The following is a 23,896-nucleotide window of genomic DNA, read 5'->3' as shown; positions in this document are numbered from 1 at the left end:
AGCATGACCATCTTTGATCGGTTGCCTTTTTCATACCCCCCGCAGTTTTATGACTTCCTCAGACCCTTAACCTTCATCGTTTTAAACTCATGATTCTGTCCAACTTTCTGCCTCCTTTCAGTGGGGGGATCGCCGCTCTCATGGCTCCGATACCATTCCTGGCGACCGTTGTTGCTGAGGATTCACCTATTATTCTGTCTGGCGTATTGCTGACGCTGGTGGTGATTTATCTGGCCAGCAAGTTCGGCGCAGAAGTCGCTAGGCGATTGGATTTTCCGCCCGTCCTGGGGGAACTGGTCGCCGGTGTGATTGTCGGTGTTTCGGCGTTGCACCTGGTGATCTTTCCCGAAGGGGGGCTGTCTGCCTCTGACTCGGTGATTATGACGGCGCTGCAAGGATTGAATCAATTGGCACCGGATGCGCTGACCCGGATCTTTGAGTCGCAAAGTGAAGTGATTTCGGTTCTGGCTGAAATCGGCGTGATTATTCTGCTGTTTGAAATTGGACTGGAATCCGATCTGCGGCAACTGAAGGAAGTGGGAATTCAAGCCACGGTTGTCGCCTGTGTCGGAGTCGCGGCACCTTTTGCGGCGGGCACGGCAGGGTTAATGATGCTCTTTCATGTAGCAGCAATTCCAGCGATTTTTGCGGGGGCCGCGTTAACGGCAACGAGTATCGGCATTACCTCTAAAGTGTTATCAGAGTTAGGTCAACTCAAATCCAAAGAAGGGCAAATCATTGTTGGCGCGGCGGTGATTGATGATGTCCTCGGCATTATTGTCCTGGCTGTAGTCGCCAGCTTAGCCAAAACCGGTGAGATTGATGTCGCCAATGTCATTTACTTGATTGTCAGCGCTACGGCATTTTTGATTGGATCAATTTTGTTGGGGGGTATCTTTAACAAAAGTTTTGTGGCGATCGTGGATCAGCTCAAAACCCGTGGAAATATTGTGATTCCGGCATTTATCTTCGCTTTCTTTATGGCATTTTTAGGGAACGCCATTCATCTCGAAGCGATTTTAGGTGCCTTTGCAGCAGGTTTGGTGCTCGATGAAACCGATGCCCGGAACGAGTTAGATGAATTAATCAAACCGATCGCCGATTTACTGGTACCCATCTTCTTTGTGACGGTGGGAGCGCGTGCCGACCTCGGTGTTTTGAACCCGGCGGTACCGGAGAATCGGGCAGGACTATTGATTGCTGTCTTTTTGATGGGGGTGGCGATTATTGGCAAGCTGATCACAGGTTGGGCAGTGTTTGGACAACCCGGCATCAATCGAGTGGCGATCGGGGTTGGGATGATCCCTCGAGGTGAGGTGGGCCTAGTGTTTGCTGGCATCGGCTCAGCTAGCGGCATTTTGGATAAGCCGCTGGAGGTGTCGATTATTATCATGGTAATTTTGACAACTTTCCTGGCTCCACCTTTTTTACGGGTTGCCTTTGGTTCATCCACGAATCCCATCCCAGAATCTACCACGGCTGTAGAAACAGCAAGTGAGTAACGGTTTTACGAGATTACGGCTGTTTACCGAAAGAATGGGTTTAAAGCCCCGTCCTTCGTTTGACGGCTTTATTGACGAATCGTGTCAAGTATGCCATAATGATAAATGGCAATGCGGTAATACGCCTAGATAGCCAACGTTGGTTGCTCGCCCTTCGGGTTCAGCAGTCGCTCATGCGGGAAACCCCCAAGACCGCGCTGCTTCACCATCCACAATGCTCAGCTGAGTGCGACATAGTGTGGGAATGAGAAAAATCTAAAGAATTGAATAAATCCTTTCAAACGCGGTCGGACAGCCCGTGTGCGCTTGTGGACGTATCCGCTCCGGGGGTATTTGAATGCTTGCATTCAGATATCTAGAGAGGACGGATGAAGCAAGAATCTCCATGCCTTTAGGCTGGAGAGTGTCAATCAATGGGTGTGGTCAAAAGTAGTTGGTAAGTGAGCGATCGCTTAATATCCCGCAGCTAAATATAATGATAATCGCCTGAGGTGGGATGGGGAGGTGGAGCGATGCTCCACCTCCCCATCCTCATGACAAACTAATTTCGGCTCCTTGTATTTCTAAGGGAAAATGAAGGATTGGTGAGGCTTCTGGAAAACTTTTTGGGAAAGCTGACATGAGTAAATAAGCACCAACAGCAATGCAGTAGAATTTTGACTTCACAAACTCCCGAAATATGGGAGTGTTTTAAGAAGATGTGAACTCAAATTGGATAGTATTATGAATCAAAATTACTCTGACATTGTCGAACAAGTGAGTCAAATCCTACTTCAAGCTATTCAAACTATCTACTTATACATTAGTTTATGGTGTAGCAGATGGGGGAAATGGCTGACGAGAAGCATTATCATCTGAATTTAATCATTTTCAGTTTATTCTAGATCGGGCACATCTTAAACAGCATATTTATGCGACAGCTGAAGCAATGGAATTTAGTGATGAAATGCGTTCTATTTGGATAAAACACATCCTGGATTCAATTGATAGAGGTTACGTTAAAAGAGTGATTAGTCGTCTCAAACGTTGGCAAGAAAAAGGTCAAAAAAGTGTTTTAAATTTATCCAAGTATTTGTTACGCTTTCAGGATGCTGTCCGCTACCCTAGCCATCAAACGCAGACTCGTTCGGTTAGATTAACTCAGGCGCTGGCGAAGCCACAAAGCAAAGAGAGGCAGAGCAAGTCGGTAACCTTGTTCAGAACCGTAAATCAAGCCTTTGTGCTGCAATCCCGCGATCGCTCCTTGGAGAGAACCCCCTCTGGACAGGTAATGCTTGTGAATGTAATCTCGACTTTGCGGCTTGTCCGTAGGGTCTAACGCCAAGGATTCCAAAAGATGCGCCTGATTGGCTGGAAGCAGCATGAGTAATGACTCGAAGACCATCGATAGGTCGGTTAGCAGTTCTTGGATTGCGTGCTGGACGTGCCAATCGCGAATTAGCCCGTCAGAAACTCGTACCGACTTTAGCCGTCGCACCAGTGCCGAAGCATCGCCTAAGTGTCCCTGCACCGCATTGACAAAGAGTTCCAGCGCTTGCGATCGCGGATCGAATGTCAGCCCTTCGGCATGCAAGCCCTCCTGAACCCAAGCGGCGACAACATTATCGGCTAAGGGAGCCAATTGCACGATTTCCAAATTATTGCCAGGTTCATCGGGATGAATGCTGATTTCTGCGATCGTGGCGATTAATACATAACTTACCTGAGTCTGACGCTGAATCTCGTTCCTCAAAAACGTTTCCCACATTTCATTGCGATCCCAAGAGCGAATGTGGGGGAAGCTTTCCAAAATCAGTACCACCCGTTTGCCCGAAGACTCCGCTAACTGTTGCAGAAGATGGAGTAATACCTCAAATGCTCTCCATTGTTGCTCTTGGCTCTCTGCCCGAACGGGTTTCAGTCGCTGTCTGCCACTTGCTTCGTCTTTCAGGACAAATAATCCACATGCCTTGTCTTCAATCCACTCTTGCATTAGCGATCGAGCTGCTGCACTTTGAAACGTCTGGTCTATACTCTCGCACAGCAATTGCACAAAGCGCTGACCATCGGTAACTCGGATGCAGTCAACCTCCAAGATTTGAGCGCCAACTTCTTGAGCCGCCCGCCGCACCAGAGTCCGCCGTCCGCTTCCCGGCACTCCCACAATCAGCAGGTCGCCGTCACGCGCTAAAACCTGCGTGATGCGTTGAAATTGAGCCTGCCGCCCTACTAATGCAAACGGTGCTGACAAATTTAAGAGATTCACGGGTATAACGTTTTGATTTGGAGCTTGACTATCTTGCAAGCCGTTTACTTTGTCGGCGCGTGAGTCAGGGCTAAAGTTTAGCATGGCTCTGCCATAAGTCGATTCTTTCATTTGAGTTAGAGCATTTTGAATTTTGAATGGCTTAGTGACTCGGCAAAGCGGTTTGATGTGGCATTAGTCTATGGTTTCTATTGGCACTTTTCTATAGTGCTGCTATGGTATGGCACTATTTAATCGTGCTATATATGTTTTAGCACGGTTTGATAGGTATTTACTCATGGTTCATCTATCCACGACCGCACAGCGTCTTGTGCAGCCGACAACTTGGCAGGCAGGGGTGATTTGGGGAGTAACCACGACCAACGCGAGCGTCGGATTTATTCAGGAATCAAAAGCTGAAGAAGCGATAGCGGCGCTATCCAAAGCCGTCACGACTCAAGCAACGGTTATCCGCAATGGGGCAAAATTCGGATTCCCTCCAGTGAGCCGGAGAAATCAAACTGCCTATCAGAAATAGTGTGTTTTTTCAAAGATAATATACGACCGACCCTTACTCAACAGGCAATTCCCGTGTTAGAAGCATTCGTCTTCGCAACAATATTGTGCGGATTTTTCGGCATCATTTTAAAAAAAAACCTTGTTATGAAGATCATCTCCATGGATGTCATGAGCACAGGGGTTATCGCCTATTACGTGCTGGTTGCATCGCGAGATGGCTTATTCACACCCATTGTTTCAGATGTCAACAATCGGGCTTACGCCGATCCGGTTCCCCAGGCGGTCATATTGACGGGGATTGTGATCGGCTTTTCGATTCAGTGCTTAATGCTGGTCGGTGTCATGAAGCTGGCACGGGATAATCCGACATTGGAAAGCAACGAGATCGAGAAGAGCAATACGCCATGACTACCATTACCCTCGCATGGATCGCACTACCATTTTTTGTGGGGTTCAGCATTTATCTGCTCCCCAAACTTGACCGATACCTCGCACTGGGCGTAGCCCTTGTTTCTGCCGGATATGCGTTGCAGCTATTTGTCGCTCAGTCGCCGCTAACACTGCAATTATTAGATAATTTCGGCGTCACATTAGTTGCTGACCAATTGAGCGCCTACTTTATATTGACCAATGCGCTAGTCACCACTGGAGTCATCCTCTACTGTTGGAACACCGATAAAACGGCTTTCTTTTATACACAAGCCATCATTTTGCATGGCAGCGTCAATGCCGCGTTTATGTGTGCAGATTTCATCAGTTTATACGTGGCGTTAGAGGTCAGTGGTATTGCGGCGTTTCTCTTGATTGCCTATCCCCGCACCGATCGGTCGATTTGGGTAGCCTTGCGCTATCTGTTTGTTAGCAACGTGGCAATGCTGTTTTATCTGGTAGGCGCGGTGCTAGTCTATCAGGCAAATCATTCCTTTGCTTTTGCTGGATTGAGCAAGGCTCCGACTGAGGCATTGGCACTGATCTTTCTGGCACTACTAGTCAAGGGAGGAATTTTTGTATCGGGATTATGGTTACCGTTGACCCACTCCGAATCGGAAACGCCAGTGTCAGCCTTACTCTCAGGAGTTGTGGTCAAAGCAGGTGTCTATCCTCTGGTGCGTTGTGCGCTGATGGTAGAGGAGGTCGATCCCATTGTCAGGATTTTTGGAGTTGGGACAGCGCTTTTGGGAGTAGTCTATGCCATCTTTGAAAGGGATACCAAGCGCACGTTGGCGTTTAGCACTGTTTCGCAGTTAGGCTGGATTCTCGCTGCCCCGGTTGTGGGGGGCTTTTATGCGCTAGCGCATGGACTGGCTAAATCGGCGCTATTCTTGATTGCGGGTAACTTACCGAGCCGAAACTTCAAAGAACTACAAGATAAGCCGATCAATACAGCGCTCTGGATTACCTTAGTCATGGCTAGCCTCTCGATCTCCGGCTTTCCCTTGTTATACGGCTTTGGGGCGAAGATATTAACGATGAAGAATCTGCTGCCCTGGCAAAGCATTGTCATGAACGTTGGGGCTGTGGGAACAACGATCGTGTATGCCAAATTCATCTTTCTGCCCTATGGGGGACGAAAGGATGTACGACCCGGTTTCTGGCTACCGATGATACTATTGCTCCCTGCGCTTATTGCCTATAGTGGGATGTATTACCAGGCGTATACCCTTACGAATATCATGAAAGCACTCGCCATCATCGGCGTTGGCTGGTTGGCGCATTTGTTGATTTTTCAACGGTTACTAATCATTTTGCCCCGTGTCCTTGAGCAATTTGAGCATCTGCTCGGTATGATGAGTCTGATGTTGCTTCTACTGTTTGGGATGGTACTGGCATGATGGGGCATTTGAAGGTGATATGGCGATTAGCCATCTGGTTTCTGGGTTCGGCGGAGGAAATCGGCTTTTCGATTCAGTGCTTAATGCTGGTCGGTGTCATGAAGCTGGCAGGGGATAATCCCACCCTGGAAAGCAACGAAATGGAGGCTATCGCGTCCCGCTTCGCTAACGAGAAGAGCAATACGCCATGACTACCATTACCCTCACATGGATCGCACTACCGTTTTTTCTGGGGTTCACCATTTATCTGCTCCCCCAACTTGACAGAATACTCGCATTGTGCATGGCTTTTGTTTCGGTGGGATATGCCTTGCAGCTATTTGTCGAACAGTCGCCCCTGACATTAGAGTTACTCGATCATTTCGGCGTCACATTAGTAGTCGATCGGTTAAGCGGCTACTTTATCTTGACCAATGCCATAGTAACAGCAGCAGTCATCCTCTACTGTTGGCACAGCGGTAAGACAGCTTTTTTTTATGCACAAGCCATCATTTTGCACGGTAGCATCAATGCTGCGTTCGCCTGTGCAGACTTTATCAGTTTATACGTGGCGTTAGAAGTCAGTGGAATTGCGGCGTTTCTCTTGATTGCCTATCCCCGCACCGATCGCTCGATTTGGGTGGCATTGCGCTATCTGTTTATCAGCAATACGGCAATGCTGTTTTATCTGGTGGGCGCGGTGCTAGCCTATCAAACAAATCATTCGTTTAGTTTTGCAAGTTTGCGCGGGGCACCACCGGAGGCGCTTGCCCTGATCTTTCTGGGACTCTTGGTTAAGGGGGGGTGTTTGTATCGGGATTGTGGTTACCGTTGACCCACTCCGAAGCGGAGACGCCAGTGTCGGCATTGCTGTCGGGAGTTGTGGTCAAAGCTGGAGTCTATCCGCTAGTGCGTTGTGCGCTGATGGTGGCTGAGGTCGATCCACTCATCCGGATTTTCGGAGTCGGGACAGCGTTGCTGGGCGTGTTCTATGCAGTCTTTGAAAAAGATACCAAGCGGATGCTGGCGTTTCATACGGTTTCGCAGTTAGGCTTTATCCTCGCCGCACCTAAAGTAGGTGGGTTTTATGCACTGACTCACGGCTTGGTCAAATCGGTACTCTTCCTGATCGCGGGTGCTTTACCGAGCCGCAACTTCAAGGAACTGCAACATAAGCCGATCAATACAACGGTCTGGATTGCTCTGGTCATCGCCAGCTTTTCGATCTCAGGCTTTCCCTTGTTGTCTGGCTTTGGGGCAAAGGTGTTGACGACGAAGAATCTTCTGCCCTGGCAAGCGATCGCTATGAATATTGCGGCTTTGGGAACAGCCATCTCGTTTGCCAAATTCATATTCTTGCCGCATAAAGCGGGCGGCGAAGAGGTAGTAAAGCCCGGTTTCTGGCCAGCGGCGATCGTGCTGCTCGGTGGCCTGTTTGCGGCAAACGTTGTCTATTACGAGGCTTATACCATTGAGAATATTGTAAAACCACTCGCAACCATCGGCCTTGGCTGGTTGGCGTATCTTTTGATTTTTAAACGATCCATACTCAAGCTGCCCCGTGTTATGGAGCAATTTGAGCATCTGATCGGTGGGATGAGTTTAATGTTGCTCCTGCTTTTCTGGATGGTGATGGCATGATTGGGCATCTGAATTTGATATTGCGACTGGCCATCTGGTTTTTGCTCACCGCTAATCTGAGTGTGGCAAATATTATCATCGGTGTCAGCATCGCACTCCTATTACCGGGGCGTCCCAAAACCCCGGAAGCATTAAAGGACTGGCTGCGGGCGCTGTGGGAAACCCTCGTGGCGATTCCGCAGGCATATAAGGAAGCCTTTGAAATGATCGTCAGTCCCCATAATTACGAAGATGTGACGATGGAACGAGTCAAACCCGGACGGACACCCGGACTCATCTTCCTGGATATATTTCTGATCACCTTTACGCCCACAACTATTGTCTTGAAATACCACGAAAATGGCTGGTACGAAGTCCACTGGGTGCGACGGAGGAAAAAGCGATGAACTTAGCACTGATTGCAATGATTCTGGCTCTGCTCATACCCATGTACGAGGCTTGGCAGGATGAGAATATCTGGCAGAAGATGTTGGCATTTGCCAGTGTCGCCACTAAGACATCAATCATACTCCTGGTTGTATCAGTCTTACGGGATGATTGGATGCTCGGAGTTGTAGGGGTAATCATCCTGAGTGTGGGTAATGCCGGATTAATGTTGTTGGCACAAGTCCTTAAACGCCTGAATGAACTATGATCAACGCGCTTAGTTACATTTGCATAGGTATAGGAATTTTCTTCTGGTTTTGGGGAACTTTCCCCCTAATCGGCGATCGCTCGGTATTATTCAAGCTGCATACTCTTTCGGTTGCAGATACGCTAGGGAGCATGCTCATCATCGTCGGACTGCTCCTTCCGAAGGTACCTAGCGAATGGCCGCTGCTCATCCTTGGCATCATCACCTTAGCAATTTGGAATACAGTGCTGGGGTATGTATTGGCATACTGTTCCAGCACGGGAGGAAACGATGAATGATAGCTATATCTATGTCATAACTGCCCTGCTGCCGTTGTCCGCGCTCATGCTGTTACTTCAGACCAATCCCTACCATGCCCTGGTAATCCAGGGAATACAGGGAGCGGTGGCGACATTAGTATTTGCGGTTTTGGGGGCGGCGGATGTTGCTTTGACCCAAGCCTTGATGGGTACTCTGCTGGCGATTACGCTTTATGCGATCGCGGTGCGTTCCTCGCTGGTGATGCGTCTTGGCGTGATCGAAGACGGGGCGAGTGAGACAGATGACGAGTCTCTAGCAGCCGGACAAGCTGTTAGCGTAGCGACTTCGCAGAAGTGTGGCCATTTTCAGCAACTGATGAATGACTTACGAACAATTTTTCACAAACACTATATGCGTGTTGAGGTAGTGCCGTACACGAATACGCAGGCTTTGCACCGGGCGCTAATGGAGAAAGAAGTCCATGCAGCCTGTGCCAGACGAGACTACGATAATCAAGACTTTGTAGCGAGTGAGGACGAACAGCAACCCTATCACACCACAACTAGGGTGCGACGCCTGTATGACATCATGCGAACCGAACTTTCGTCACCAGCGACAAGCCTGACCTATGTAAATGCACCAGACTCAGGGGAGGAACATAAATGAAATGGGTCTACATTGCCGCGGGGATAGCGCTGTTCGTCAAATTCCTGATCATGCCCAATCCGGCACCGGACTTATCGCTCTCGATTGTCCAAACGCTTGTACAAGAAAGTGGAGTACCTAATGCAGTTACGGCTGTCATTCTCAGGAATCGGTTGTATGACACCATCTTTGAAGTGGTAGTATTTACGATCGCCGTAATGGGTGCAAAGTTTCTACTGGCGAATGAACGACCGTTCTGTGCGATCTATCAGTTCACCGATCAACCCTCGATTGTTATGGCGCGTCTGGGAGCCACCATTGCCGCGATGGTGGCTATCGAACTGGCGATTCGGGGGCATCTGAGTCCCGGCGGTGGTTTTGCGGCTGGAGTTGCGGGCGGAACGGCGATTGGTCTTGTTGCGATTACCTCATCAACCGAGTGGATGCAGGCGATCTATCAGCGCTGGCACGCCGCTACATGGGAGAAGGTTTCGGTTCTTATTTTCATTGTCCTGTCGGTTATAACTCTAGCCGGATTAGAATTACCGCACGGAGAGTTGGGGGCACTTTTCAGCGGCGGGGTTATCCCCCTGCTCAACATTCTGGTCGCAGTAAAAGTCGCGTTGGGTTCTTGGGCGGCTATTTTGGTTTTTATTCATTATCGGGGGTTATTGTGAATTAAGTGAGTGGAGCGATCGCTCCACTCACCAAGCTGCAAAAGCACGCTTTGTTAATCTTCTTCGACTAACTCTAATTCTTCTTCTTCTTCTTCTTCGTCTTCGCTTGTCTTCTTCACAGAGTTAGCAGAAACAACAGCCCCCATTTCTAGTTTTTCACGCACCTGCTGCTTAATTTTTTCAGTAAATTCAGGCTTTTCTTCTAGGTATTTAATAGCGTTGTCTCGACCTTGGGAGATGTTCTCGCCATTGTAGCTGTACCAAGCTCCTTTGCGGATTAGGATACCAGTTTCTTCTGCCAAATCTACAAGACAACCCAAAGTAGAAATACCTTTGCCAAAGATAATGTCAAATTCCGCGATTCTAAAAGGCGGTGCAACTTTGTTTTTGGCAACTTTGACTTTGACGCGGTTACCAAATTCCTCTGTGCCTTTTTTCAAGGTTTGAATCCGGCGAATGTCTAGGCGTATCGAAGCATAATATTTCAGAGCGTTACCGCCAGTTGTCGTTTCTGGGTTACCGTAGCTGACACCGATTTTTTGGCGCAATTGGTTAAGAAAGATAACTGTGCAACCAGATTTACCTATATTACCAGTAATTTTACGTAAAGCTTGGCTCATCAATCTTGCTTGAAGACCAACATGGGCATCACCCATATCGCCTTCAATTTCAGCACGGGGAACGAGTGCTGCTACAGAGTCAATAACAACAATGTCAACCGCAGCAGAACGGACAAGCTGATCGACGATTTCTAAAGCAGTTTCCCCGGTGTCAGGTTGGGAAATGAACAAATTTACAATGTCAACACCCAACGCCGCAGCATAGGTGGGGTCAAGAGCGTGTTCAGCGTCAACATAGGCAGCAATACCGCCGGTTTTTTGCACTTCGGCAACCGCGTGCAGTGCTAATGTCGTCTTACCGGAACTTTCTGGACCATAAATCTCAATGACCCGTCCTTTGGGTAAACCGCCACCTAACGCCAGATCCAGGGTCAGCGCCCCACTGGAAATCGTCTCTACCTGCATCCGGGTAGCGTCGCCCAAGCGCATAATTGTTCCTTTGCCAAAGGTACGCTCAATTTGGTTCAGTACCATGTTGAGCGCTTTTTGCTTGCCAGCAACATCAGTGGTGTTAATAGCCATTCAGAGCCTCTATATATGGATCTCGGGAGTGTGGGTTTAGGAGTTGGAGTAGAACAGATATACTAATTTATTTAAACACACTTTGCTAGAGAATAACTTGTCAATAACGAAGTGTGACAATATCCTAGCTCAATTGCCGTTTCGTTTGGGTAAGTATAAACAACTATGTAGCAAATTTTCGCGCGCAACATGATATCTGCCTTCTACTTGAACAACGACATCACCAAAATCTGCCAGGATGCGATATTTGCTAGGATTTGCATAATTATTTTGCACTTATTATAGGGTTTGATGACTGCTGATTATCCTGATCTGATTGCTGAAACAGCGCTCTCAGTCGCTGGGTTAACCGACTATATCCGCTTTTTACTAGAACAAGATGAGGAATTGCAACGAGTTTGGGTGACTGGAGAAGTTTCCAGCAAGAGCCATCATCGCAGTGGGTTATTTTTTACGCTGCAAGATCCAAATGGTGGTGCTGCTATTAAGTGTGTGGCGTGGAATAGCCAATTGGCAAAACTGGCACAGATACCCGTTCCAGGTGAACAGTTAATTATCTTGGGAAGTATTCGGCTTTATCCTCAAAGGGGAGAATATCAGCTTTCGGTTTGGCAGGCTTTGCCGGCTGGTGTTGGTTTGCAAGCGCTACGCCTTCAGCAATTGCGAAAACGGTTGGAGGCGGAAGGGTTTTTTGAGCCGCAAAGAAAGCGATCGCTTCCTCGTCATCCCCAGGCGATCGCCGTTGTGACTTCACCCACGGCTGCGGCTTGGGGTGATATTCAAAAGACACTTAAGCATAGGTATCCAGGTTTACACGTTATCTTCTCGCCTGCTACAGTACAAGGTGAGCAAGCGCCAGAGTCGATAGTGAAAGCCATTCAACGGGTAGAACAGGATGGACGTGCTGAGGTACTGATTTTATCACGGGGCGGGGGTGCGGTTGAGGAATTAGCTTGCTTTAATGATGAACGCGTAGTGCGAGCAGTTGCTTGTTGTTCCATTCCAGTGATTAGCGGCATTGGTCATCAAAGGGATGAGTCGTTGGTAGATTTAGTTGCAGATGCTTCCGTACATACACCTACGGCGGCGGCGGAACGAGTTGTTCCAGCGGTAGCGGAATTATATACTCAGCATCGACAGCGAGTCGTTGCTTTACACCAGAGCGTACATTCTTGTTTGAAAACGTCACAAAACCAAATCCAAGAAATGCGAAACCGCTTGCGACGCTTGCGGTTAGATAGACAAATGCAGCAGGAAATGCAGGAACTCAGTTGGAAGCGTCAGCAATTGGTGCGTGCGACAACGACGCAATTGCAGCAAGCAACACAGCACGTAGAGATGTTACGCCAAAAGTTAGCAACTCTTGACCCTAAGGCTGTTTTGCAGCGTGGTTATGCGGTGGTGCGTCAGCAAAATGGTGCGATCGCCTCTGGCGGGGCTTTGCCCATCGCTCGTTCTGCTGCTGAGTTGGCTGTGGGCGAGGAGTTGTTGATTCAGTTGGGTCAGGGTGAGGTTAAAGTGAAGGTTATTGAAGTTAAAGAGTAACGAACCGCCAAGACGCCAAGGACGCCAAGAAATTTTATGAATCAAGGTTGGAATTATGAGGCTAAGGTTGCTGAAATAGAGAGAATTATTGCTCGTATTGAGGCGGGTGATTTGGAATTAGAAGAAGTGTTTGACCAATTTGCAACGGCTGTTGAGTCTTTGCGTCAATGTGAGAACTTTTTGCAGGAGCGACAGCAGAAGGTAGATTTGTTGATTGAAACGTTGAAAGAAGAATAAATGTTAGTTGATAAGGATGTTATTCTATTTAGGCTAGAAAAAGATAAAGTCGGAAGAAAAAGATAAAGTAGGAAATCAAACACTTTGAAACAGTAATATTTCAATGTATAGCTTGGATTAAGCTAGAAGAAGAGTAGGAGTAAATGTCTGTACTATCTTTAACAAGAGGAAACTATGAGTGTCATCATATCAGATGAAACTTTGCGTGCTTGCGGGATGACAGAAGCCGAATTCAAGCAGGAAGTTGCATTGCTATTGTTTCAGTCTGGAAAGCTTGCGCTTGGACACGCCAGCAAGTTTGCACAAATAGATAAAATACAGTTTCAGCAGTTACTTAAAGAACGTGAAATTCCTCTTTACTCCTATGACATTGAAGATTTTGAACTCGATTTGAAGAACTTGCGGGAGTTAGGCAGGTTGTGATTATTGTCAGTGATACTTCGCCAATCACTAGCCTTGCTGCAATTGGTCAATTAGATTTACTCCGGCAGCTATATAGTAAAATTTTGATTCTGTGAAGCTGTTTATCAGGAACTGACGGGTACAGCAACTCTTGTTCCAGGTTCCAGCGAGGTCAAGACACTCGAATGGATTGAGGTACGACAAGTAACAAACCGCCCCTCTTGGAGCAACAATTGGATGAAGGTAAATGTGAAGCTATTGCGCTAGCCTGAGGCTGAAGATGGTGAAACAGCTATTGAGTTAGTCAACCAAAATTCTCTCGATGTGGTGCTTTTAGATGTAGGGTTGCCAGGAATCGGGGGAATCGAGGCGTGTAGACAAATTAAGCAACAAAATCCCAATCTGCCAATCTTAGTTTTAACTTCCCATTCTCAAAAATCCCTGATTGCGCGGTTATAGCAACAGCCAAGGTGGTTAGGACATCAACAGATGATAAAACCTAGACACAGAAAGACTTTTCACCCAGTCCCCAGTCCCCAATCCCTAGTCCCCTGCTATAATTGAGGCAGGTGCTCAAGGCTACTGCCTCAAAGGAATTGCTCCTGAAAAGTTGGTGTTGGCACTCCGTTCTATCGCTGCTGGGGCATCTTGGTGGGATGAAACTGCAACCAAAGAAATTCGTTCAACATTTGCATTCGATCCGTCTCAACCAGACTCAGAAAATATTTCAAAACTATCCAATCCTCTCACCCATCGCGAACAGGAAATCTTGTCGCTATTGGCAGCAGGAAAAACCAATCAAGAAATAGCTCTTGGACTCTACATTACACCTGGAACAGTTAGAGTGCATGTTCATGCCATTTTGCATAAATTGGGAGTAGGCGATCGCCAGACTGCTGTTGTTGTTGCTTTACAAAAACGATTAATTAAAAGCGACTTGATGATAGAAGAGTAAAACTCACCATCATATCTGTTGATTCAAAACTCAGGAGTATATAAGCCATCATGTGTCGCATTCTTTTTTCAAAACGGTATTACCATGAGGTTATTGATGGGACGATGCCTTGAGTTTGTCGATGGGGCGATCGCTCCACTCCTGTCTAAGTCGAATGCCACAGTAGGATCGCAAAAATTTCTATCCTGTAAAGTACCGAAATAAACCAGCCTCCTTGCTCAACCCCTGCACTGCATGCGAGAAACCACAACTGCATCGCCCGATCACCGTCCACCGCTCTTATCCAGCCAAGACGCAGGCTGGAATGCCATTTTTCTGGAACATCACCGTCAACCAGCGCAAGAAATATCTGAAACCAACTTGACTTGTTATCTGATCAATATCTACTTGGGGGAACCGATTGAGGTAGAGCACTGGATGAACGGACGGCTGTTCAAGGATTGCCGAGTCAAGGGCGATATTCTGATTGCGCCTCCCGGTCTTTGTCCTAAAATCCGTCGGCAACAAGAAGGTGAATTTCTCTTGCTGCGGCTAGAACCCAGGTTAGTTGCCCATGCCGTTCAAGAGTTGGTTGAGCCAGAGCAGCTTAAAATTATTCGGCACTTTAGAATCCGAGACCCGCTGATTCACCAAATTGGGTTAAATCTGAAGACAGAATTAGAGACAAATGCAGTAAGTAGCTATTTATATGCAGAGTCTGCTGCACATCTCCTATCGATTCATTTAGTCAGGCGATATAGTGAGTTTTCCTTAACCCCACGAAATTATGCAGATGGTCTTTCGCCTTGCAAATTGCGTCGCGTCATTGAATTCATTCAGGATAATCTAGCGGGTAACTTATCGCTGGCAAACATCGCCTGTGAAGTTGGCATGAGCCAATATTACTTCTCGCGGCTGTTTAAGCAATCGATAGGCGTTTCAGTCTATCAATATGTGATGCAGTGTCGGATGGAACGAGCCATGCAGTTGTTGCAGCACAATGAGTTAATGATTGCTGACATTGCTCGTCTGGTTGGGTTTGCGGATCAGAGCCACTTCACGCGCCAATTTAAGCGTCTGGTTGGAACTACCCCGCTCAAATTCCGCAATCAATAGCAGGAATGTTCTAAAAAAAGCCGAGATTGACAAGACAGATTTCTGGCGAGTGTCTACCATCGAATTTGGCACAATACAGGAAACTCTAATGAAGGTCTTTGTGACAGGCGGAACAGGGTACATTGGTAGCGCGGTTGTGCGATCGCTTATCGCCCGAAATCACACGGTCATTGGGCTTGCCCGATCCGAACAATCGGCACAGCGCCTCACAGACATGGGGGTTCAACCCTATGTCGGTGTTTTGGAGGATATTTCCAGTCTCGCCAGTGCTGCCAAAAATGCGGAGGCAGTTATCCATACCGCCTTCAACTATGACAACTGGAGCAAGATGGACGAATCCTACGCTGCGGAGCAAGCTGCTGTTTCGGTCATGCTGGATGCAAACGCAGGTACAGGGGGTGCCTTCATTTATACGAGCGGTGCTGGGACGATCGGTGATACGGGGATGACCCTTGCTGCCGAAGATGTAGTCCCCAATCCGCCCCTCTTCGTGCAGGTGCGTGCCCAAATCGAGCGGTTGGTTCTCGGTGCCGCCAACCGCAGCGTGCGTAGCATTGTGGTGCGTCCCGGTCTGGTCTACGGTCGTGGTGGCAGTGGACTGGTGAATCTCTTGATTACATTGGCACGCCAAGCGGGGGTAGGGCGTACTTTCGGAGATGGCGAAAATGCTTGGTCAACCGTTCACATCGACGATCTAGGCGATCTCTATGCTCTCGCGCTCGAAAAAGCACCCGCAGGCTCAGTCCTCCATGCTGTTGCGGGTGAACCGATCACCATGCGGGAGATTGTGGCGGCAATCAGCCGGACTCTGGGGTATGGCGATCGGATAGAGGCTTGGGCAATCGAGGAAGCCCACCAGCAGTATGGGGATCTGGCGGACTCGATCGCCAGTGAGAAGCGCTTGAGCGCGGAGCGAACCAAGGCATTGTTGGGCTGGACGCCTGAAGCTCTGTCCATTATTGACGAGCTTGAGCATGGGTCTTATGTATCTATGATGAGGAGTTAAGGACATGATCGCGATCAAAAAAGGACAACCACTGGTAACGCTCATCACCGTCCACACCTGCAAACCGGAGGTTCAACAACAGCTTGTAGAACTGCTGGCAGAAGCGCTGAACACCATCTATCGGCACGTACCGGGTTTCGTTTCTGCGAGTATCCATAAGAGCTTGGACGGTGTACGGGTGACGAACTACGCCCAGTGGCAAAGCCGTGAAGCGTTTGAATCTGTGAGGGATAATCCAGCTATCCTGCCCTTTGCACAAAGGGTTGCTGAAATCGCCTCGTTCGATCCTCACCTCTATGAAGTGACCGAGGTGTATCACGCCTGACCAAATGCTCTGGCAAACCCTAACGCTATTTTCTACTGCTTTAGTGGGGGTTGTAGTGTCTCGACTAATTCGATTAACGACTAACCACTTCCTTTCATCAAGGTTTTCTCCGCTGCAACTGTGTTATTTATTGGCAGTACCACCGTAAATGTTGTACCTACACCCACTTGACTTTCCAGAGTAATTTGTCCTCCGTGCAATTCAACTGCATTTTTGACAATAGTTAACCCTAGTCCGGTTCCAGGAAGATTGGCTGTGTTACTACTCCTAAAAAAGGAGGTAAATAGCTTGGGCTGGTCTTCTCGTGGAATGCCAATACCTTCATCTTGAATACGAAAAATAACACTTTTATTGTCACAAATAAGTTCAAAGAGAATAGTACCTCCTTGTGGAGAATATTTTATGGCATTTGAAAGTAAATTGGTGAGTATATGCCGAAGCAGTTTTTCATCCATCACAGGTAGGTCTTCTCTTTTGCAGCCGTAAACGCACTGCTCAACAAAGTTGAGATGATACTTTTCGCCAGCGCTCAACTGTAGCTGTTCGACTAAATCTAAGCAAAGGCTGATTAAATCTATGGGAGTTGGTTCAAATTTAAGTTTTCCTGCTTCTGTTTTGCCGATAATTAAAACATCTTCTAATATCTGAGTCAAATGTTTTACGCTTGATTTAATTCTATTGTAATGTCGCTCTTTTTTCTCATAAGATAATTGCTCGCCACAGTTATGGAGAAAGTCACAAGATAACAAAATAGTCGTTAGCGGCGTTCGGAATTCGTGAGATGCAATGGTAATAAAGTCGGATTTTATTTTACTAATTTCTCTTTCTTTCTCTAGTGCTAAACGTGTTTCTTCGGCAAGCTTACGCTCGGTAATATCTTGGGCAATTCCTACTCGACGATAGACTTCTCCAAGATTGTTGTAAACTGGAAAACTGCTATCCCAAATCCAACGTAAAGAGCCATCTGGCTGCACAATTCTATATTCATTCTGGTAGGCGCTATATGTATTTTGGTGTATGTTAGTAACTACGCGCTCTTTGTCCTCTGGATGAATAGCTTCCAACCAGGAATTGGGGTTAGCATACAAACTCTCGCGGCTGCGTTGCCACACTTGCTCGTATGCAGGACTGATATAGATAATTTTGCAGATTTTTAAGTCTTGAAGCCAAAAAACTTCTTGAATGTTTTCTGCTAATTGGCGAAATTTCTCTTCGCTTTGTCGTAGCATTTCCTGCGCCATAAGCTTGGAGGTAAGTTCTAGCTGCAACTGGGCGTTACTTGCCTTGAGGTCTTTTTCCTGCTCGGTTAAAGTCGAAACGAGCTGGCTGATGTTTCGAGAGAGATTGGCGATTTCATCTTGACCTTGCAGAACGGGAATTTTAACTTGTTTCCTACCTTGACGGATGTAGTTGGCGGCTTTGGCGATCGCCAACATGGGGTTGGTAATTGCTGCTGTCACAAGCCAACCTAAAACAGCAAACAATATACCTAGTATCATATTCGCAATAAATATTTCCTGTTGTATATGCCTTATGTGAGCAAATGCGACATCAGTTTTTTGCCGTACGATCACCAACCACCCTAATCCAGGGTAATTCCGATAACCAACACTTTGAGCGTAGCCAGTTAGATAACTCTGACCATCCGACCAATTCTCAATCAGGTAACCATTCATCCCGCGTTGCGCGGCTTTAATACTTTTAAGGGATAGGGAATTGACAGCGTGAAACTCGGGAGGGGCTAGCAAAACATCACCATTCTGACTGAGGACAAAGATTTCTTTGTTGCGTTCTTGTACTGTGGGTAACAGGGACTTTTCCACCTCTTTAGACCATGTCCAGCTTAAATGAGCACCCAAAACACCTTGTGGCTGACCTTGAAGATTGGTCACAGGAACCGCGATATCTACAAAACGCAGTGGTTCGTCTGTCGGATTGGGTAGCAATTTCGCCAGTTTTACAGCATCATGTACGTCACCGATGTAGGTTGCTCTTCGCCCGTAAATGAACCAAGGTCTTTGAGAAACATCCTTACCTTCTAATAATTTTCTTGTACTGGCTTGAACAATACCCTTGTTATCAGTTAAACCTATCCAAGCGTAATCAGTATAAGTACTTTGCAGTTTTTCTAAGAGTGTACGCTGCTGTGAGACAGAATCTGGATTGCGGATGATATCCAGTGCGCTGATAATTTGAATGTCGCGATAGCGCTCAAACATCCCTCGGTCTAACTTATCAGCCATCTGGTAAGCGATTTGGGCTAGCGACTGACCAACATCGACTTTGACCTGTTCGCTGGTAGTGTGCCCGACAATCAGACTTGCTAAGATTGACAGCACAAAGGCAACACTGCCAATTGCCAGCCCTAACCGGGTTCTGAGGCTGTGGAGAGGATTTCGCTTGGCAGTTGCTAAGTTATGTAAAAACCTAAAAATGGTCGCCACTCCAAAATCCTCCGGTGTTGCATAGATCTAGTTAAAACCTCAAGGGCTGATGATGATTGTAAATTTCTCTGACTATATTAAATTCAACGCCTGTAAATCGTTTAGATTAATCAGATCATGGTTTTAGCATAACTGGTCAACTTGCTTATCTAAAAACGAAAACAGATGAGATTGGTGCCAAATCAGCATAAACTTTTTGGTGGTAAAGCTAATAAAAGAGGTTGCTGTGGCTAAATTTCTGTTCGTAACCGATTTAGACAATACCCTGGTTGGCGATGACAATGCGCTGACCGAACTCAACGATCGCCTGCAACAGACACGCCAAGAACATGGCAGCAAGATTGTTTATGCGACAGGGCGATCGCCTGTTCTTTACCAAGAACTTAAAGACGAAAAAAATCTTTTAGAACCAGATGCCCTGATTTTAGCTGTGGGAACAGAAATTTATCTTGACGGTAGTGGCAATCCTGATTCAGAATGGTCAGAAAAACTTTCATCTGGTTGGAACCGTGACCTTGTAGTCGCAAAAACGACTCAATTTTCTGAGTTGGTTCCGCAGCCAAACTCAGAACAGCGTCCTTTCAAGGTGAGTTTTTTCCTGCAAGAAGAGCCATCTGCAAGGGTTTTACCACAACTTCAGTCAGAGTTGCAAGCAAGTGGTTTAAATATAAAGTTAATCTACAGTAGCGGTATAGACCTTGACATTGTGCCCCATCACAGCGATAAAGGACAGGCAGTACAGTTTCTCCGCCAAAAGTGGAAATTTGTAGCAGAGCAAACGGTTGTTTGTGGCGATTCTGGTAATGATATTGCTTTATTCTCTGCTGGTAGTGAAAAAGGAATTATTGTCGGAAATGCTCGCCCAGAGCTACTTCAATGGCATAATGAACATCCTGCTGACTACCGTTACCTGGCAACAAATTTTTGTGCTGGTGGAATACTAGAAGGCTTAAAACATTTTGGTTTCTTAGAATGATTAGTTATCTCAAAGGAATCGTTGCTGGTATCCAAAACAATAATGGTAATCGCCATACACTGACACTGGAAGTGAATGGTATGGGGTACGATTTGCAAATCCCTGCACGACTGGCACAGCAGTTGCCAAATACTGGAGGCGAAGTGCAAATTTTTACCCATTACCAGATTCGAGAAGAGGTGCCATTGCTTTACGGCTTTGGTTCACCTGGGGAGCGAGATCTGTTTCGCCATTTGTTGAGTGTCAGTGGGGTTGGTGCCGCTTTGGCGATCGCCCTGTTGGACACTTTGGAACTCCCAGACTTAGTGCAGGCGATTATTGCCGGCAACACTCAATTACTCATTCAATCCCCTGGTGTTGGCAAAAAAACCGCAGAACGCCTATGCTTGGAACTAAAAAGCAAGTTGGTAGAGTGGCGTAAGACAGCAGGATTCTTCGTCGCGACAGGCGGTCCTGCACCAAGTATTCTAGAAGAGGTACAAATGACGCTCTTGGCACTGGGCTACACTGCCAATGAGGTAAGTCACGCCTTGCATGTGGTGAGTGAAGACATTGGACTCCCTAAAGATGCTTATGTGGAGGAGTGGATTAAACAGGCGATCGCTCATCTCAGCAGCGAATATAGTCAGTAGTTGGATACCTAAGCCACAGAGTCATCTCCCTGAGGAGGCGACTAAACCGTGTATGAATCGTTATATATCTATGGGTGCCTCAAGAGTACACGCGAGTGAAGGAAGTCAGGTTTTGTCATGGTTTGCTCCAACCCGTTGAAAATCAAGAGACATCCAGAGTTAGCGCAAAGATAGACCAAAGCCCAAGCATTTTCCTTACGACTTGTGTGTCAATGCCCAAGATTTTCAAGCAGCTTAACTGATCCATCACGTTCAACATACTGTGCTCTGCCACACAGAAACCTTGCTCATAAGCAAATTGCCGTGCCTGCTCAAGTGTTGTAAAATTATTATTCACCAAAGATCTGCCTGTAAGGTTAGTACCTGTTTGTAATAGCTTCTGTAAAGAAGGGTCAAATTCTTGTGACTGCCTTAAACTAGCTGTGTCAATAAAGTCAGGGGTAATCCAGACGCCACCGTACTGTTGAAGCATCTCGCGAATATTGGCACACACAAGTTGTTTTTCTGCCATATTCAGATGTGTCAGCAACCCTTCACACAAAATTATGATTGGCTGTCCGACTTTTAGTAGCTCAACACTTTTCAAAAACTGACTTGGACGGCTAGTAGCATCAATTGAGAGAAAGTGCAGATTGGGACGTTTCCCAACGAGTTGTTCAACTAGTTGCTGTTTGCAACGAATCATTCTGGGCAAATCACTTTCAATAAATGTGATGTTCGGATGACAAGACATGAAAAGACCACGCGGTAGCAAACCGGATGCTAGTTCTAGAACTTGCCCTATTTGATATTGAGCCATGACTTGGTTGACGGCTTTATAGCGAGCTTCCACACGTGCAGTAAGCAAAGCACTTTTGTCTTGGTTTTGTGATTCAGATAGCTCTACCAATCCTTGCGCTTCTACCAATTGTGCCAATTCCTTGGCATAAGGAATATCTGTGAACTGTCGGGCTTTGCTAACCATGAAAGCAGTGTGGATGATTTTGTCATAGTCACTAGCTTGCATTTGTGTATAAGTTTGTTTGAATTACTATCAAGTAGTTTAAAGATAAACTTACAAGCAGAGTACGAGTTTTACTTATAAATTTGTTTTATAGTTAATAACTAGAACTTAATTGTATTAAGTAGGAAAAAACAACTTCGCTCACTTCTCTACCGTGCCTACAGACCCTTACGCTTGGATAGAAGAATCTCTGGCTACAATTCACCGTGCTGACTGGTATCGTTCAGTACAAACAATCCACGGTCTTCCAGGTGCAACGGTACTTTTGGAAGGACGAGAGGTGATTAATTTTGCCAGTAATGACTATCTGGGATTGGCTGGGGATCAGCGGTTGATTGCAGCGGCTACTGCTGCTGTGCAAGAATTTGGTACGGGTGCGACAGGTTCTAGATTACTCAGCGGACATAGAGAATTACATAGGGAGTTGGAAAGAGCGATCGCATCTCTCAAACAAACAGAAGATGCTTTAGTATTCAGTTCTGGCTATCTAGCAAATGTGGGTACAATAACTGCGCTTGTAGGCAAACGTGATTTCATTTTATCTGACCAGTACAATCACTCTAGTCTCAAAAACGGGGCAATCTTAAGTGGTGCAACCATTATTGAATATCCTCACTGTGACGTTGAAGCATTAAGAACCCAACTGAGTCAACACCGGCAAAACTACCGACGTTGCCTTATCATCACTGATAGCGTCTTCAGCATGGATGGTGATTTGTGTCCTTTATCTGCACTGTTGGATATAGCTGAAGAATTTAGCTGTATGCTGCTCGTTGATGAAGCTCATGCCACAGGGGTACTGGGAGAAACTGGCGCTGGATGTGTAGAACATTTCGGATGTACGGGAAGGCAATTAATTCAAATTGGAACTTTGAGTAAAGCTTTGAGTAGTCTAGGCGGATATGTGGCGGGAAGTGCAACCTTAATAGACTTTTTGCGGAATCGCGCACCTAGCTGGATTTACACTACTGCGCTTTCTCCTGCCGATACAGCAGCAGCCCTAACAGCAATAAAAATAGTACAGCAAGAACCGCAACGCCGCGCCCAATTATGGCAGAATGTAGCCCAACTCAAACAGCTCATGCAACAGCAGCCACTATCGCTGATATTACTACCCTCTTCCTCACCCATCCTCTGCTTTCAACTGCCAAGTGCAGCAGATGCGCTCAAAGCTGGAAAGCAACTGAAAGCTGCTGGCATTTTTGCCCCGGCTATTCGTCCCCCAACCGTTCCTACCAGTCGAATACGGATTTCTTTAATGGCAACTCATCAACCAGCGCATATTGAGAAATTGGTAGAGATACTTGCGCAAGTTTTCCCGTAATTGGTTGTGTTCCCACCGAAGTTGTAGAACTGGGTAGGAGGCTCGTCTTGACGGCATATACACAGTTGCGTTGAAAAATATCGCAATCCCCACCCTATTATTTTGCTAAAAATATCCTGGCAGAGATTCACATGAATATTGTGATTAAAATCACTGCTGAGTAAATTTTATTTATGGTAATTGTCCTGTGACAATGTAGCTCTTTACTGTTGTGACTCAGATCACTGCCTAGTCAACTAGATGATTGATATATATAATCCTGCTCATAACTATAATGTAGAGCTTGAGATTCATGTTGTGACTCAGGTCACTGCTTAGTATGTTTTTATCTGGGTGCTAAAACAGCAACAAAGCTAGTAGTATACTGTCCAAAAACTTAGCAAAGAAAGCAAAATAATGATCATTGCACCCAAAACTCTCATGAATCAACCAAAGATTTTTTAGATTTCATAAATCACGGCTGATATATAAACTAAGTTTTCAAGCCGTACAATTTTTCAACAGTGTTTCATATACGGATATTGTACGCAAGGTTATAGCGAAAAATCAGTTGTATACACGGTGCAGTCTCAGCAACAAGAAACGCTATGACACTTTACGAGAATTTAAAGCTGGCTTCATAATGAGACTTTACGAGAATTTAAAGTTGGCTTCATAAATCACATTTCAGGTGACAGGAAGTGAATCGAGGTTCCATCGGTAAAAACGCTTATGGTTATCAGGAGATCTCATCAAATTATTTAGAAGAATAAAATTTAAAAGCCTTGTTGTTAATACCTTTAAGCTCAACAAGGGAAAAGAGGGAAAATCTCAGCAGGATGGTTGTTCCTTATTTTTACTTAGCCACAACACGAATTATTCACACATTCTTTTTAAATATTTATAGGGAATTTTAACTAAATACGGAAATAATATCT

Annotated in this window: 23 protein-coding genes and 3 pseudogenes; 22 read left to right on the top strand and 4 right to left on the bottom strand. The window is 46.3% G+C overall.

The window, feature by feature from the left end:
- Positions 1 to 89: 89 nt before the first annotated feature.
- Positions 90 to 1,502, top strand: a complete 1,413-nt coding sequence (locus V5G28_RS35180) for a cation:proton antiporter (protein WP_442994321.1) — start codon at positions 90 to 92, stop codon at positions 1,500 to 1,502.
- A gap of 1,135 nt (positions 1,503 to 2,637) precedes the next feature.
- Here V5G28_RS35180 and V5G28_RS35175 read toward each other — a convergent pair.
- Positions 2,638 to 3,858, bottom strand: a complete 1,221-nt coding sequence (locus V5G28_RS35175) for an ATP-binding protein (protein WP_442994320.1) — start codon at positions 3,856 to 3,858, stop codon at positions 2,638 to 2,640.
- A 109-nt stretch (positions 3,859 to 3,967) separates the two neighbouring features.
- Here V5G28_RS35175 and V5G28_RS35170 point away from each other — a divergent pair, with 109 nt between their 5' ends.
- The 10 genes and pseudogenes from V5G28_RS35170 to V5G28_RS35125 all read left to right on the top strand — a co-directional run bounded on the left by V5G28_RS35170 (position 3,968) and on the right by V5G28_RS35125 (position 9,893).
- Positions 3,968 to 4,264, top strand: a complete 297-nt coding sequence (locus V5G28_RS35170; RefSeq protein ID WP_332996302.1) for a hypothetical protein — start codon at positions 3,968 to 3,970, stop codon at positions 4,262 to 4,264.
- A gap of 53 nt (positions 4,265 to 4,317) precedes the next feature.
- On the top strand, positions 4,318 to 4,653 hold the full coding sequence (locus V5G28_RS35165) for a cation:proton antiporter subunit C (protein WP_332996295.1): 336 nt from the start codon (positions 4,318 to 4,320) through the stop codon (positions 4,651 to 4,653).
- The gene (locus tag V5G28_RS35160; RefSeq protein WP_332996263.1) at positions 4,650 to 6,077 is read left to right on the top strand and encodes a cation:proton antiporter; all 1,428 of its coding nucleotides are present in this window, start codon (positions 4,650 to 4,652) and stop codon (positions 6,075 to 6,077) included. The genes V5G28_RS35165 and V5G28_RS35160 overlap by 4 nt, the downstream gene beginning before the upstream one ends.
- The gene (locus V5G28_RS35155) at positions 6,074 to 6,268 is read left to right on the top strand and encodes a hypothetical protein (protein ID WP_332996299.1); all 195 of its coding nucleotides are present in this window, start codon (positions 6,074 to 6,076) and stop codon (positions 6,266 to 6,268) included. Before V5G28_RS35160 ends, V5G28_RS35155 begins: the two co-directional genes overlap by 4 nt.
- A pseudogene (locus tag V5G28_RS35150) lies at positions 6,265 to 7,697 on the top strand (cation:proton antiporter). Before V5G28_RS35155 ends, V5G28_RS35150 begins: the two are co-directional and overlap by 4 nt.
- Positions 7,694 to 8,083, top strand: coding sequence for a cation:proton antiporter (locus V5G28_RS35145; protein WP_096564332.1), 390 nt, complete (start codon positions 7,694 to 7,696; stop codon positions 8,081 to 8,083). The pseudogene V5G28_RS35150 and the gene V5G28_RS35145 overlap by 4 nt, the downstream one beginning before the upstream one ends.
- Positions 8,080 to 8,331: a hypothetical protein gene (locus V5G28_RS35140; protein WP_096564333.1), complete on the top strand. Its 252-nt coding sequence runs from the start codon at positions 8,080 to 8,082 to the stop codon at positions 8,329 to 8,331. Before V5G28_RS35145 ends, V5G28_RS35140 begins: the two co-directional genes overlap by 4 nt.
- Positions 8,328 to 8,609 (top strand): monovalent cation/H(+) antiporter subunit G, encoded by a 282-nt coding sequence (locus V5G28_RS35135; RefSeq protein ID WP_096564334.1) that lies wholly within the window; start codon positions 8,328 to 8,330, stop codon positions 8,607 to 8,609. The genes V5G28_RS35140 and V5G28_RS35135 overlap by 4 nt, the downstream gene beginning before the upstream one ends.
- Positions 8,602 to 9,237: a DUF4040 domain-containing protein gene (locus tag V5G28_RS35130; protein ID WP_332996259.1), complete on the top strand. Its 636-nt coding sequence runs from the start codon at positions 8,602 to 8,604 to the stop codon at positions 9,235 to 9,237. The genes V5G28_RS35135 and V5G28_RS35130 overlap by 8 nt, the downstream gene beginning before the upstream one ends.
- The gene (locus tag V5G28_RS35125; RefSeq protein WP_332996257.1) at positions 9,234 to 9,893 is read left to right on the top strand and encodes a Na(+)/H(+) antiporter subunit B; all 660 of its coding nucleotides are present in this window, start codon (positions 9,234 to 9,236) and stop codon (positions 9,891 to 9,893) included. Before V5G28_RS35130 ends, V5G28_RS35125 begins: the two co-directional genes overlap by 4 nt.
- A 53-nt stretch (positions 9,894 to 9,946) precedes the next feature.
- Here V5G28_RS35125 and recA read toward each other — a convergent pair whose 3' ends face one another.
- Entirely contained in the window at positions 9,947 to 11,035 is a 1,089-nt protein-coding gene (gene recA, locus V5G28_RS35120) for a recombinase RecA (protein ID WP_332996255.1), read from the bottom strand.
- 291 nt (positions 11,036 to 11,326) lie between these two features.
- On the opposite strand from recA, the gene xseA reads away from it, so the two are divergent.
- From xseA to V5G28_RS35080, 8 genes and pseudogenes are all read left to right on the top strand, one after another.
- Positions 11,327 to 12,580 (top strand): exodeoxyribonuclease VII large subunit, encoded by a 1,254-nt coding sequence (gene xseA / locus V5G28_RS35115; RefSeq protein ID WP_332996253.1) that lies wholly within the window; start codon positions 11,327 to 11,329, stop codon positions 12,578 to 12,580.
- Positions 12,581 to 12,616: 36 nt separating this feature from the next.
- Positions 12,617 to 12,817: an exodeoxyribonuclease VII small subunit gene (gene xseB / locus V5G28_RS35110; RefSeq protein WP_332996251.1), complete on the top strand. Its 201-nt coding sequence runs from the start codon at positions 12,617 to 12,619 to the stop codon at positions 12,815 to 12,817.
- A 174-nt stretch (positions 12,818 to 12,991) separates the two neighbouring features.
- Positions 12,992 to 13,240 (top strand): UPF0175 family protein, encoded by a 249-nt coding sequence (locus tag V5G28_RS35105; protein ID WP_332996249.1) that lies wholly within the window; start codon positions 12,992 to 12,994, stop codon positions 13,238 to 13,240.
- Between the two features lie 249 nt (positions 13,241 to 13,489).
- Positions 13,490 to 13,675, top strand: a pseudogene (locus V5G28_RS35100) (response regulator); the annotation flags it as partial.
- A 103-nt stretch (positions 13,676 to 13,778) separates the two neighbouring features.
- Positions 13,779 to 14,174, top strand: a pseudogene (locus V5G28_RS35095) (LuxR C-terminal-related transcriptional regulator); the annotation flags it as partial.
- 234 nt (positions 14,175 to 14,408) lie between these two features.
- Positions 14,409 to 15,269 (top strand): helix-turn-helix transcriptional regulator, encoded by an 861-nt coding sequence (locus tag V5G28_RS35090; RefSeq protein ID WP_332996247.1) that lies wholly within the window; start codon positions 14,409 to 14,411, stop codon positions 15,267 to 15,269.
- 88 nt (positions 15,270 to 15,357) lie between these two features.
- Positions 15,358 to 16,275, top strand: a complete 918-nt coding sequence (locus V5G28_RS35085) for an SDR family oxidoreductase (RefSeq protein ID WP_332996245.1) — start codon at positions 15,358 to 15,360, stop codon at positions 16,273 to 16,275.
- 4 nt (positions 16,276 to 16,279) lie between these two features.
- Positions 16,280 to 16,600 (top strand): putative quinol monooxygenase, encoded by a 321-nt coding sequence (locus tag V5G28_RS35080; protein ID WP_332996243.1) that lies wholly within the window; start codon positions 16,280 to 16,282, stop codon positions 16,598 to 16,600.
- An 80-nt stretch (positions 16,601 to 16,680) separates the two neighbouring features.
- On the opposite strand, the gene V5G28_RS35075 is transcribed toward V5G28_RS35080, so the two are convergent.
- Complete coding sequence (locus V5G28_RS35075) at positions 16,681 to 19,044, bottom strand: sensor histidine kinase (protein WP_332996240.1); 2,364 nt, start codon at positions 19,042 to 19,044, stop codon at positions 16,681 to 16,683.
- A gap of 226 nt (positions 19,045 to 19,270) precedes the next feature.
- Here V5G28_RS35075 and V5G28_RS35070 point away from each other — a divergent pair, with 226 nt between their 5' ends.
- Both V5G28_RS35070 and ruvA read left to right on the top strand, forming a co-directional pair.
- Positions 19,271 to 20,020: a sucrose-phosphate phosphatase gene (locus tag V5G28_RS35070; RefSeq protein ID WP_332996238.1), complete on the top strand. Its 750-nt coding sequence runs from the start codon at positions 19,271 to 19,273 to the stop codon at positions 20,018 to 20,020.
- Positions 20,017 to 20,652, top strand: a complete 636-nt coding sequence (gene ruvA, locus V5G28_RS35065; RefSeq protein WP_096564350.1) for a Holliday junction branch migration protein RuvA — start codon at positions 20,017 to 20,019, stop codon at positions 20,650 to 20,652. Before V5G28_RS35070 ends, ruvA begins: the two co-directional genes overlap by 4 nt.
- A gap of 142 nt (positions 20,653 to 20,794) precedes the next feature.
- Here the strand turns inward: ruvA and V5G28_RS35060 are convergent, their stop codons facing one another.
- Positions 20,795 to 21,658, bottom strand: a complete 864-nt coding sequence (locus tag V5G28_RS35060) for a class I SAM-dependent methyltransferase (protein WP_332996235.1) — start codon at positions 21,656 to 21,658, stop codon at positions 20,795 to 20,797.
- A gap of 151 nt (positions 21,659 to 21,809) precedes the next feature.
- Here V5G28_RS35060 and bioF point away from each other — a divergent pair, with 151 nt between their 5' ends.
- Positions 21,810 to 22,979, top strand: a complete 1,170-nt coding sequence (gene bioF, locus V5G28_RS35055; RefSeq protein ID WP_332996234.1) for an 8-amino-7-oxononanoate synthase — start codon at positions 21,810 to 21,812, stop codon at positions 22,977 to 22,979.
- The last annotated feature ends 917 nt before the right edge of the window (positions 22,980 to 23,896 follow it).

The organism is Scytonema sp. PRP1 (assembly GCF_036697665.2).
Taxonomy (GTDB): domain Bacteria; phylum Cyanobacteriota; class Cyanobacteriia; order Cyanobacteriales; family Nostocaceae; genus Kalymmatonema; species Kalymmatonema gypsitolerans.
Note: the sequence above shows the minus strand (reverse complement) of the source record. Positions and strands in the feature narration are given on the sequence as shown.